The 3,360-nt window shown below is 30.3% G+C and carries 4 protein-coding genes; all 4 read right to left on the minus strand.

Annotated features, from left to right (window positions below):
* Positions 1 to 130: 130 nt before the first annotated feature.
* The 4 genes from J2Z35_RS14405 to J2Z35_RS14420 all read right to left on the minus strand — a co-directional run bounded on the left by J2Z35_RS14405 (position 131) and on the right by J2Z35_RS14420 (position 3,257).
* Positions 131 to 1,105, minus strand: a complete 975-nt coding sequence (locus J2Z35_RS14405; protein WP_209662100.1) for an SMEK domain-containing protein — start codon at positions 1,103 to 1,105, stop codon at positions 131 to 133.
* Positions 1,106 to 1,146: 41 nt separating this feature from the next.
* Entirely contained in the window at positions 1,147 to 1,374 is a 228-nt protein-coding gene (locus J2Z35_RS14410; RefSeq protein ID WP_209662101.1) for a helix-turn-helix domain-containing protein, read from the minus strand.
* A gap of 584 nt (positions 1,375 to 1,958) precedes the next feature.
* Entirely contained in the window at positions 1,959 to 2,255 is a 297-nt protein-coding gene (locus tag J2Z35_RS14415; RefSeq protein ID WP_209662102.1) for a hypothetical protein, read from the minus strand.
* Between the two features lie 126 nt (positions 2,256 to 2,381).
* Positions 2,382 to 3,257, minus strand: a complete 876-nt coding sequence (locus J2Z35_RS14420; protein ID WP_209662103.1) for a DUF6671 family protein — start codon at positions 3,255 to 3,257, stop codon at positions 2,382 to 2,384.
* Positions 3,258 to 3,360: the final 103 nt, after the last annotated feature.

Here is a 3,360-nt window from a genome sequence, read left to right on the forward strand (position 1 = left end):
CTTTAAGTATTCTAACAAGATTCAAAGACTTTATGAGTATTTTTTCTCCATTTTTATTTGCCGAAATCTCTCCATTTTATTTTACCAGTTACAGTAGCCTATGTACGTTGCTGATAATTTAAAATTTCTACTACTTGCTATCATTGTACTCGCTCCTTTCATTTGGAAATACATTGCATTTAATCATTTCATTTACTAAATAAAATTTAATAGCTGCTCTATCATATTTCTTCCCATTAACACTCATTTTTTCTTCGAAATAATCTACTAGAAGCTTTAACGCTTCTATAGGACTATCATTTGCCAGTTCTAAAAATCTAATACTAATATCTTGCAAATAGAAAATTGTTATTATATCCTGTGCTTCATCAATTTCTAAGGTATCATTAACTATTTCTAGAGCTTCACCATATAGCGTAAACAATGTCGTAAATTCTGAAACGATTCTTTCAGTAAATTCTTTAAACCTCTTTTTGATTTTGTATTCTGGATCAATAACTGTATCAATATTTTTTTTAAGCTCTCGATTTTTAGTAATATATTCAATTAATGCAATTATTGTATCAATCTCACTCGATTCAGTATTCTTCTCTTGAAACATTTTATCTGTTAATTCCAAATTAAGATAATCTTTTATTTCTTTTAGATCTTTTGTGCTTTTAGCTTTTATAAACTTCATTAAATCAGTATAGTCAATTAAATCATTTGTTGCATTAAAAGAAAATTTGCCATCTGTATCAAATATCGTCCTGTATTTCTTCTTCTTCGTAAGCATCAAAACAATAAGTCTATCGTAATTTAAATAATGCTCATGTTCATTAAATTTACGTATAGATTCTTTAATTTTTTCACTAGTATTATCCGAAGTTACTTGTATTGAAATTCTATTTATATCATCAACCAAATCGATAGCAGGCGCATTCTTTTCTTCAACATTTAGATTAATCAGGTTATATCCATAAATAAGATTTAATAAATTAGCGTAAAAATCTTCTGCCACTATATTAATATCATAAAAGTTTACACAATTATAAATTTCTACTTGCCTGCTCAGATAGGCAAGTGAATCAGCAATATCCTTTAAACATATCTCTCTATCTATCATCTTCCCTAACTCCTCATTCGATTTTTATAAAAAGAAAACCTCTATTCATTCAATGTTTTCTCACCGTCAATAAACAATAAATGTGTCTCAATTTCAAGTGCATCCGCTATCTTCTGAACATTATCTAAAGCAATACTTCTCTTTTGGCGCTCTATAGCACTTATATAAGTTCTATGAAGCCCTGATTTTTCTGCAAAAGCTTCTTGTGATAGACCCAAAACTAATCTATACTTTTTTACATTATCAGCAAAGACTTTAATAATATCCATGGTTTCACCTACCTTAGTACATATAATACCTAAAAAGAATACAATAAGTCAACATACAATAAGTAACATCTGAAACAATAATATTTTTATATCTATTTCTATAATTATTATTCAACCTTATTATTATAAAAAACAACAACCTGAATCTTAAGCATAAAATTCAGGTTATTGATAAACTTCATATCTACTTTTAAGCAATTCGCAAAGCAATGCAAACTTCCAATTCTCCAATAGGCACTTTATTTCTAAAATCATTGCCATCTCTAGTGAACTGAAAATCGTCCAGAATCCTAGTAAATACAGCTATTTCGTAGATTCCACCTTTTGTATTCCTACAACGCACTCCACATGCGGTATCACATTACTTTTATACAATTTAACAAATCATACTGTAACCGGGGTAAATACTCAATTTCTATCCCACTATTTTAACTTGTATAAGTCTCAATGTGGGTGCTTAAATCAGTAATATTCGTTTGAATCTTCAGCTGATTCTCTCGCTTCAACACCGGCCATTAAGCCCTTGATCCACACTGGTACATTTTGAAGCGGTGTTCTCTCCTTTGAGTGCTTGATTACATCTTCTAAGTCTTTATCACGCCAGGACCGATCTCGTATACAACATTTGTGGCAGCAGAAATCTGCGGCCTTTTCTTTACTCTTAAAATTCTTCCCACAATAGTAATATACATGCTGGGCTTGAACATATGGAATAAATAGAATAGCGATGTAATTAATCTAAAATTTACAAAGAAAACCTTGGCTGAATATTTTAATGTATCAAGGGCACTAAAAAGCATGCAGACGAAGGGTATTATCTCATTCATCAAAAGAACTATCCAAACATACAATTTAGGAAATCTTGAAGAGTTATTTTCCATATGAAAAACAGCATATAATCAAATAGGCTGTTTCAACTTTACAAAAATCCAAAATTTTATCTGTTGATTATGAATGTAATATAACAAGTTTTTTTATTTTAATTTTAATTTTAATTTTTTAATAATTTATGGATTACAATATTGACAGTTTCCTGGATCTGCTTGTTTTGCTCCATTTGGATATAATTTTTCTTCAGTATATCCACATTTTTTGCAATTGTAGTGATATGACAGTGCTAATTTAGTAGGGAGGCCACACCAGCTACAAGGTAACCCTTCCTTTTTATTTATCAACTTAAAACCTGGCCATCCACATTTCGGGCAGAGATTGAATATATTCTTAATAAGATTATTAGTAGCAGCCTCAATACTTCTCATTCTAGTTGGATTATATAATGCTCTCATATCAGTTTCTATATATATTTCTCCATCATAAGAATTCTTTAGAGCAAATTCAACCGCATTTTCAAGATCCGCTTTATTTGTTATACCTTTAATCATATGATTTTTATCACTTGTAAACTGATTCACTTTTATAACAACTCGATGCTCTGGAAATCCTTTTTCTACGGAAAATTCATAGGCCTCTTGAAAGTTTCTTACTACCTTATGACCATAATTAGTTTCTGTTGTGGTTGTAATGCCACTAATTTCTATATCATTCTCCTTATCAATTAATACTACTATTTCTCGGTTAAATGGTACAAATGGAATGACTGGGTGTGGGCCAAAAACCCCTTCACTGGCAAAAGCTAAGGTTTTATCATATAAGTGCATAGCTTCCATTGCCTTATGTCTAGCAGCATCATATTGATCACCCATACGCTCTATATCTCCAGTAAATGTCCCAAATTGATCCGTATTAAATCCTTCAGGAACAACAATTTCAATTCCTAATTCATTTTCTAGTATCGGTGATATTACTTCTTCCTTTTTATGCATCGTTGCTAATATCGCTACACGATTTTTGAAAAGAGAGTGAATAATTTTCCTTTTATCCATTTGCTAAACTCCTCGTATAATATGTTTAGACCCAGTTTTTATGGTCTAAGCATATTTATTTTTTTCTTTAACTTACCAATTTTTAATTGAGATATCCTAATGC

It is taken from the genome of Acetoanaerobium pronyense, from assembly GCF_017874355.1.
GTDB classification, from domain to species: Bacteria; Bacillota; Clostridia; order Peptostreptococcales; family Filifactoraceae; genus Acetoanaerobium; species Acetoanaerobium pronyense.